Annotated in this window: 6 protein-coding genes; 3 read left to right on the plus strand and 3 right to left on the minus strand. The window is 59.6% G+C overall.

The genetic code is table 11. The features are described from left to right. Positions 1-28: 28 nt before the first annotated feature. The 3 genes from D2V17_RS18720 to D2V17_RS18730 form a co-directional block, all read right to left on the minus strand. A complete protein-coding gene (locus D2V17_RS18720) occupies positions 29-1,246 on the minus strand; it encodes a LysR family transcriptional regulator (RefSeq protein ID WP_119594671.1) in 1,218 nt (405 codons plus the stop codon). Positions 1,247-1,308: 62 nt separating this feature from the next. Further along, on the minus strand, positions 1,309-2,490 hold the full coding sequence (locus D2V17_RS18725; protein ID WP_245978814.1) for a CaiB/BaiF CoA transferase family protein: 1,182 nt from the start codon (positions 2,488-2,490) through the stop codon (positions 1,309-1,311). A gap of 100 nt (positions 2,491-2,590) precedes the next feature. Further along, positions 2,591-3,355, minus strand: a complete 765-nt coding sequence (locus D2V17_RS18730; RefSeq protein WP_245978815.1) for a FadR/GntR family transcriptional regulator — start codon at positions 3,353-3,355, stop codon at positions 2,591-2,593. Positions 3,356-3,527: 172 nt separating this feature from the next. Between D2V17_RS18730 and D2V17_RS18735 the strand changes: the two genes are divergently transcribed. From D2V17_RS18735 to D2V17_RS18745, 3 genes are all read left to right on the plus strand, one after another. Continuing rightward, on the plus strand, positions 3,528-4,271 hold the full coding sequence (locus tag D2V17_RS18735; RefSeq protein WP_119594673.1) for a MerR family transcriptional regulator: 744 nt from the start codon (positions 3,528-3,530) through the stop codon (positions 4,269-4,271). A gap of 203 nt (positions 4,272-4,474) precedes the next feature. Then, on the plus strand, positions 4,475-5,776 hold the full coding sequence (locus tag D2V17_RS18740) for a cytochrome P450 (RefSeq protein ID WP_119594674.1): 1,302 nt from the start codon (positions 4,475-4,477) through the stop codon (positions 5,774-5,776). Positions 5,777-5,859: 83 nt separating this feature from the next. Next, positions 5,860-8,235: a TonB-dependent receptor gene (locus tag D2V17_RS18745; protein ID WP_220474163.1), complete on the plus strand. Its 2,376-nt coding sequence runs from the start codon at positions 5,860-5,862 to the stop codon at positions 8,233-8,235. Positions 8,236-8,307: the final 72 nt, after the last annotated feature.

Consider the following 8,307-nt stretch of genomic DNA (forward strand, 5'->3'; position numbering starts at 1 on the left):
CCAAGGCCTGGAAGTTCCGGCACGTGGATCAGATCCACGTGCCGGTCAGGTCGGGGTTGGAATTGCGCTCGCACGCAGCCTGTTCCAGCTTGTCGAGGAAAAGGCGCTGCGTTGCGGTAGGGCGCCAGCTGCGGCGTGTGGTAATGCCCACGACGCGGCGGCTGCCTTCCAGCGGACCGCCAATCTGCGTCAGGAGCCCGCTGCGGATCTGCAACGCAACCTGATCGGGTGACAGCAATGTCAGCAAGTTGGCATCGGTCAATAGACGACCGATGATCATCACCGATCCGCATTCGATCTGAGCTTCGGGACGAGGTCCTTCTGCAAAGACCTTCTCCCAATGGTTCCTGAGCGGAGAACCCGCCGGTGCCACGATCCATGGATATGCCCGCAGCTGATCCATCGTCGGCCGTTCAACAGAGGCGAGCGGATGCTGGCTGCCTGCTGCGACCACCAGCATGTCATCGAGCAGGGGGCGCTGGTAGAGGTCGGTGATTTCATGCGGACGCAAGGCGCCGACGATGATGTCGATCACTCCATCGCGGAGGGGCTCCACCAGTTCGTTCCAGTTGCCTTCCAGTACCTTGAACGATGCCTTGGGGATTTCCCTGGCAATATCCGCCATGGCGCGGGGTACAATGAATGGCCGGGCTAGGGGCAGGGCGCCGAACGATATCAGCTCGCTGCGACTATCGCTGTCGATCGCAAGATCGACCAGCGCCGCCTGTATCTCCGCCACGGCCAGACGGGCACCGCGCGCAAGTTTCTTGCCTGCGGCATTCAGCCACACGACCCGGCCGCGCCGTTCGACCAGATCGGTGCCGATGACCAGCTCCAGGTCGCCGACTGCCCGGTGCACCGCGGTCTGTGAGATCGAGATGCTGCGCGCGGCTTCGGCAAAGCTGCCCGCATCGGCCAACGCGAGAAAAGCGCGAAGCTGCGTCATCGTCATCAAGCGCTCGGGATTGTTGAAGACGTTGGAGAGGCCCTGTGCGCTGTCGGCCAGATGTTTGAGCGCTGCCTCGGTCCGCTCGATCACGATGCGCCCCATCGCCGTCGGGACCATGCCGCCCGAAAGCCGCTCGAACAGAGTGTAGCCGAACTGGCGCTCCAGCTTGGCGATGCCCTGGGTGAGGGCAGGCTGCGAGAGATTGACCAGCGAACCGGCCGCGGTGATGCTGCCATGTTCGTGAATCGCCAGCAGACCGCGCAAGTGCCGGATGTTAATTTCGAAGACTTCGGCCATTCCCCCTCAATCCGATGACGCCCAGGCGCTTGCTGTTTTTGCGGCGCGGATTTTCATCACGCTTATAGCATCACCCCGTCTTGACGATAGGATTCAATCTCATCGTCCCGCATTTTCAATATGTCCTGCATGATCGCGGCGCCATCTTCACCAAGCGCGGGCACATGGGCGCGGGCGTGGGTTGCCGATGCCGACATGCGGAATGGCGGATTGGTCACCTTGAATGCCCCTGCGCCATCGTCGAGCGTCGCAAAGGCGTTCCGCGAAGCGAGATGCTCGTCGGTCAAAACCTCTTCGACCGTACGATAGACCGCGCATGGTACGCCCTCGGCAGTCAGAAGGGCCTCCGCCTCCGCAGACTTGTGCTCCAGCGTCCAGCTCTCGGCTTCGGCCAACAGCGCATCCCAGTTGAGATTGCGATCCGCATTGGTGGCAAAGCGTGAATCCTGCGCCAGTTCCTCGCGCCCCATTGCCTTGATCAGGCTCAGGAAGTTTGCAGGACTGGTGGGGGCGACCATGATGAAGCCATCGGCGGTGCGCAGCGGCTTGTACAAAGGGCGGCGCTGGTCGAGCGGTTGTTGCGCGATCTGCGTTTCATAGACCAGCATGCCGACCATCGCTTCCAGCATCGATACGTCGATGAACTGGCCCTTGCCGGTGCGTTCGCGCTGAAACAGCGCGGTCTGGATCGCGCCGAACGCGTGGGTGCCGCCCAGTACGTCGGCGATGAAGATACCGCTGGTTGCTGGCTTGTCGGCATCGTCCTGATATTCAAGATTGGTCATGTCGAAGCCGCTGCTGGCATGAATAACCGGGGCATAGGCGGGCGAATGGGCCTTGGGGCCAAGCTGTCCGTAGCCCGAAATCGAGCAGTAGATCAGGCGCGGGTTAAGCTTGCACAGCGTTTCATGATCGAGGCCGAAGCGTGCCATCACGCCCGGGCGGAAGTTCTCGACCACAATGTCGCACTGCTTGGCCAGTTCACGAATGGTCTCCTGCATCTCAGAGCTTTTGAGGTTGCAGGCCAGGCTGCGTTTTCCCGCATTGAGCTGCGCGAAATAGCGGCTTTTGCCATCGCGCAACGGGGGGCGGGCGCGCACCTGGTCTCCGCCCTGCATCGTTTCGATCTTGATCACTTCAGCGCCAAGATCGGCCAGCATCCGCGTGGCAAATGGCCCGGCCATTACGGCAGTGAAATCCAGCACCCTGATCCCGTCGAGGGCACCCGCCGTCTTTTCTTCCACGCCGCTCTCCACTTCTAAAGGCTTAATGGTCCTACCTATAGAAATTGACGGCGAGAATGCAAGCGGTCTTCATTGGATCAACCATGCAGGAGCGCGGTGCCTAACGCGCCGCGTTTTCCTGCATGTGCTGATGAATGCGATCGAGATGGGCGGTCATTTCCGCCACGGCAGTGTCGCAATCCCGTTCACGCAGGGCGGTGACAAGGCGGTGACGGGAATCGATCAGTGCTTCCTGCAGCGTCTTGTAATTCGGACCGGCCACGAACTGCTGCAGGATCGAGGACAAAGCGCCCACGAACAGCGCATAAATCCGGTTGCCCGTTGCTTCAGCCAGGATCTGGTAGAATTCGACCGCACAGCGATAGCGCGCCTCGACATCGGTTTCGATCCGGGTCTGTTCGACAGTCGCGGCAAGCCTGTCGAAATGGGCTTCTGTACCGCGTTCGCAAGCCAGCCGCACCACGATGGCCTGAACGCCCAGACGCGCCTCTGTCAGTTCATCAAGCGATACTTTTCCAAGGTGGACGAAGTCCTGCATTGCTTGCGCCACATGCTCGTTCTCGGCCGTCTGGATGAAGGCGCCGCCCTTGACCCCCTTTTCATTGCGGATGACCCCCGACATTTCGAGGCTGCGCAGCGCCTCGCGCACCGCGTTGCGACTAATCTGGAAGCGCGTCGCCAGTTCCCGCTCAGCCGGGAGCTTGTCCCCAGCCTTGAGCGTACCATCGGCCACCATCTGGCGCACCTGATCGCACACCGCTTCAAATGCACGCTGCGTCTTGATCGGTTTGAAGCTTGCCGCTCCACGGTTTCTTGCCGGTTTTGGCATTGTTCTGTTTCGCCTTATGCGCTGGTTTTCCAGCAATCGGTATTCTGCGTTGCAAGTGGTGACAAGGGTTGGCTCAATGGTCCAACCTCTCTTCTTGGTGCGATTAGGTTAATAGGTTATCGAACGGCATTGATCTGTCGCAAGTCACCGCGGCAACAAGGCTGCGCCTATCTTGCGAAGCGCCGCGCTGCATGCTGTAGATCTGCGCATGAAGATGAAGGAACTGGAAAAAGCGACTGGCGTGAATCGGGAAACGATTCGTGTTTACCTGCGCGAAGGCCTTGTTCCTCAGCCCGAACGAAGTGGCAGGACAGTGGCCGATTACGGCGAGCAGCATGTCGAAGCGATCCAGGCGGTGCGGCGGCTCCAGCGCGAAAACAGGCTTACGCTCGCGCAGATCAAGACTCTGGTGACGGGGAGCATCATCGGAGAGGGCGTCAATGAAAGCGCTTTCGACGATCTGGAGACTCTCGTTGCTCACCGTGATGCCTCGGATCAGGCCCCCGTTCCGCTGGACTCGCTTGTCGAGCGCTATCCCAAGGCCCGCCAGGACGCCCGGACCTTGAGCGATATCGGGATCATTGAGATCATCGACACCGAGCAAGGACAGGCATTGAGCCTGACCTCCGCGCAACTCGTCAGCATCTGGGGCGACATGCGCGAGGCCGGTTTCGACGAGACGCTGGACTACTCACCCGATATTCTCGGCTTCTACGTCGAGGCATCGGACTTCGTCGGTGCTTGGGAAGCCAAGACTTTCCTCGATCACGTCGAAGGCCGAATGGATGTCGAGGAGGCGGCGCGCATGGTTGAGGTTGCGATGCCGCTCATGCTGAACTTCTTTGGACTCATGCGTCGCCGCGCTTTTTTCCGACATGTCGATGCGATCCAGCACGCGCGCGATATGTCGGAGAGCCGAACACTGGGCCACCCCAAGCGCATCGACAGCTGAACGCGGCATTCGATCTTCAATCGAACATTCGATTATTCGAACGAGCATCTGCGATTTTCCGCCAAATCCTTGCAATCAGAGAACTGGTCGCACGCCAGTTTCATTGGTTGGACCATTTTGCTTCTTGACCAAAATCAGCACCCTAACTTACGTATATGGCATACGCAAAAAGTGGCGTGACAGCCGCGGTTCGGGAGATAGATATGGCTTCGGCAACGCAGACGACCTCGCGTCCCCTCATACCCCAGCACATCGCGGAGACCGTCATTGCGGCCAAGTCCTACGCCGATGATGCGGTCATTTATGATGCCTTTAAATGGTTGCGCGAGAACATGCCCCTGGGGGTCGCCGAAGTGGAGGGCTACGATCCCATCTGGATCGTCACGCGCCATGCCGACATCCGCACGGTCGAAAAGGATGCAAAGCTCTTTCACAACGCGGATTTCAATCCGATCTTGAATGATCGCGCATCCGACGCTTTCACCCGTGAGATGACTGGCGGATCGGTCAGCGGTCTTGCCTCTCTCACCTACATGGACCCGCCGGTTCACCAGCAATATCGGATGCTGACAGCGAACTGGTTTCTGCCCGGCAAGATCAGCAAGCTGGAAGACCAGATCCGCGAATTGGCTCGCAAATCGGTCGAGAATTTCCTGAGCTTCGATGGTGAGTGTGATTTCGTGCGCGATTTCGCGCTGCACTACCCGCTTCGCGTGATCATGACCCTCTTTGGCGTTCCGCCTGAAGACGAGCCCAAGATGCTCAAGCTGACGCAGGAGTTCTTCGGCGGGCATGACCCCGAGGAGCAGCGCGAAGAGGTGAAGGAAGATCCGGTTGCGGCGGCCAAGATGTGGGCAGCCGCGCTGGAGGACTTCTTCCAGTACTTCGATGTGCTGGCTGAAAAACGCCGGGCCGAACCCAGGGACGATCTGCTGACCCTGATTGCCAATTCGCGGATCAATGGTGCGCCAATCGGCCGCGACGAGGCGAATGGCTATTTTGTCGCAATCGCCACCGCAGGGCATGATACGACCTCCTCCTCGGTCGCGGGTGGTATGCATGGCATGATCGAGTTCCCGCAGAATTTCGAGAAGGTGAAGGCCGATCCGTCCCTGATCCCCGGCCTTGTCGATGAAGCGATCCGCTGGACCAGTCCAGTCAAGCACTTCATGCGCAATGCCACGCAGGACACCGAGGTGAGTGGACAGGCGATCAAGGCGATGGACCGTCTTATGGTCTGTTACCCTTCGGGCAATCGCGACGAGGCGGTGTTCGAAAACCCCGACCGCTTCGACATCACCCGCAGCCCGAACCGTCATATCGCCTTCGGCTTTGGCCAGCACATGTGCCTCGGCCAGCACCTTGCCAAACTGGAAATGCGAATACTGTTCGAGGAACTGCTTCCGCATATCTCCTCAATCGAACTCGCCGGGCCGCCCAGGCTCGTCGAAACCAATTTTGTGGGCGGTTACAAGAGCCTCCCGGTTCGCTTCCGCAAGGCCTGAGCAAAATTTCAACATAAAAACAGGTGCCTGTGCCGGAGTTAGAGTCCGGAGATGGGCGCCCATGCAACAAGGAGAGAGGGACAATGAGGACAGCAATGATGCTTGCCGCGTCGGTTTCGGCATTGGCACTTGCCGGCAATGCTGCCGCGCAGGAGGCACCGCCCCCAGCCGATGTCGGGCAGACCGCCCAGCCAACGCAGGGCCTGCAGGAAATTATCGTGACCGCACAGAAGCGGTCGGAATCGCTGAACGACGTACCACTATCGATCACTGCCGCATCGGGCGACCAGTTGGCGAACCAGGGCGTCACCGACGTGTCGGATCTGGTGAAGATCGTGCCGGGCTTCAACTATACCGAAAGCGCCTATGCAACGCCGGTTTATACATTGCGCGGCGTTGGCTTCTACGACACCAGCCTGGCGGCGAAGCCGACCGTCAGCGTCTATCAGGATCAGGTGCCGATCCCGTTCTCGATCATGACGCGCGGCGCGACACTCGACCTCGAACGCGTCGAGGTCCTGAAAGGCCCGCAAGGCACGTTGTTTGGCTCCAACGCGACGGGCGGTGCAATCAACTATATCGCCGCCAAACCGACCGATTGGTTCGAAGGCGGTGTGCAGGCCAGCGTACAGAACTTTGGCGAGGTGACCCTCAGCGGCCATGTCAGCGGACCGCTCGGCGATACGGCAAAGGCGCGGCTGGCGGTGCAGACCGTGCAGGGCGGGGCATGGCAGCGCAGCTATACCCGTGATGCCAAGCTGGGCGACCAGCGCTTCACAACGGCGCGCATGCTGCTCGATTTCGAACCCTCGGACACGCTGCGTTTCGAAGTCAATCTCAACGGCTTCATCGACAAGAGCGATGGGCAGGCCGCCCAGCTCATCGGGGTGGTGCCGCTAGGCAATCCGGCGCGTCTGGGTGATCTGGCAACCTATCCGGTTGCGCCCGAGAACAACAGGGATGCCGACTGGACCGATAGCCAGGCACCCAAGCGCGACAACTGGTTTTACCAGGCCTCGCTGCGCGGCGACCTCGACCTGTCGGACACGGTCATGCTCACCTCGATCACCAGCTGGTCGGAATATTCGCATGACACCGACATCGACCCCGATGGCGTTTCGTTGCGCGACTATTTCTACAACACAACCGGCGAGATCACCGCCTTCTCGCAGGAACTGCGTATCCAGGGCGAGGCAGGCGGTCTGACGTGGATGATCGGCGGCAACTATGCCCGCGAAAAAACATACCAGCAGGACGATGCAGGGCCATACGACCAGTCGACCTCGGCCTATAATTTCGTGGACGCGGGGCTGAGCGGACCATTCTTCATCTACAGCCAGTATGCGCGCCAGAAGTTCGTGAACAAGGCGCTTTTCGCCAATGTCGACTATGAAATCGGCGACCTGGTCACCCTTCACGGCGGCATTCGCTATACCGATACCGACATCGATTTTGCCGGCTGTACCGCAGACCGTGGCGATGCGCTGGGGCAGGGGATCGAGAGCCTCCTCAATGTCATTCGCTCGGGCGCCGGGCTCGATCCCATCACCATCGCAGACAACGCCTGTGTGACGATCGATTCATCGACGTTGACGGTGCTGGAAGTGACCGACGAGTTGAACGAAGACAATATCTCCTGGCGGGCGGGCATCGATCTCAAACCCTCGGCTGATGCGCTGATTTACGCCAGCGTCAGCAGGGGCTTCAAGTCGGGCAGCTTCCCGCTGCTCTCGGCCAGTGAAGCGAACCAATTCAACCCGGTGACGCAGGAATCGGTGACGGCCTATGAACTCGGCACAAAGCTGACTGTTCTGGACCGCACGGCACAGATCAATGCCGCGCTCTTCTACTACGACTATGCTGACAAGCAGTTCAAAGGCCGCGTCGTCGCCAATCCGGATATTTTCGGTCCGCTTGAGGCGCTCGTCAATGTACCCAAGTCCGAGGTCAAAGGCGCTGAACTTCAGGTCGACCTTGCGCCCATCGATGGGTTGCGCTTCACCGTCGGGGCGACCTATCTGGACACAAAGATCAAGGGCAGCTTCGTCAATTACGACTCTTACGGCAACCAGGTCGACTTTGCCGGGTCGAGCTTCCCCTATACGCCCGAGTTTCAGCTCCTGATGGATGGTCAGTATGAATGGGCGGCAAGCGATACCGTCTCGCCCTACATCGGTGCGAACATCAGCTACCAGAGCGACACCAAGGCCGTGCTGGGCGATGCGCGCGCAACGCCCTCTGCCGATCTCACAAGGCGAGGCGGCCTGACAATCGATGACTATATGCTGGTGGACCTGCGCGCAGGCTTGAACATCGCCGACAACTACAAGGTCGGCGTATTTGTCCGCAATCTGACCAACGAGTATTACTGGAACAATGCAACACGCATCACCGACACAACCGTGCGGTATGCCGGACGGCCGCGTACCTTTGGCGTTTCCGTCTCAGCAAACTTCTGACGGGCTCTCCCGTGAACCGAGAAGTGGCTCGGTTCGTCTGAACAGCCTTTGACGTTTGATAAGTGGATCGTC

This window comes from Aurantiacibacter xanthus, assembly GCF_003584015.1.
Lineage (GTDB): Bacteria > Pseudomonadota > Alphaproteobacteria > Sphingomonadales > Sphingomonadaceae > Alteraurantiacibacter > Alteraurantiacibacter xanthus.